The organism is Pseudomonas sp. MWU16-30316, assembly GCF_020515645.1.
Classification (GTDB): Bacteria; Pseudomonadota; Gammaproteobacteria; order Pseudomonadales; family Pseudomonadaceae; genus Aquipseudomonas; species Aquipseudomonas cerasi.
The window spans coordinates 1-362 of the sequence record NZ_JAIZAZ010000024.1 but is presented as its reverse complement, the minus strand read 5'-3'; the positions used below and the strand labels follow the sequence as shown (position 1 = coordinate 362).

1 pseudogene is annotated in these 362 nt (G+C 57.2%); it reads left to right on the top strand.

Annotated features, from left to right (window positions below):
* A pseudogene (locus tag LCH65_RS26160) lies at nucleotides 1-362 on the top strand (filamentous hemagglutinin); the annotation flags it as partial.

The window sequence follows — 362 nt, the reverse complement described above, 5'->3', positions numbered from 1 at the left end:
GAACTGATAACGAAACCAACCCGGTCCTCACTGAACTCAAGCAGTTCATGAGTTCGGATTACCTGCTCGCAGGCCTGGGCTACGACCCCGAAGTCAGTGCCAAGCGCCTGGGCGATGGCTTGTATGAGCAACGCCTCGTCCAGCAAGCAGTCGTGGCCCGCACCGGTCAGGCGTTCATCGATGGACAAACCTCCAACGAGGCCCAGTTCAAGTACCTGATGAACAACGCAATCGCCAGCAAGCAGCAGCTGAATCTGGCGGTCGGCGTATCGCTGAACTCACAACAAGTCGCAGCGCTGACCCATGACATCGTCTGGCTCGAAGAGCATGAAGTGAATGGCGAAAAAGTGCTGGTGCCGGTG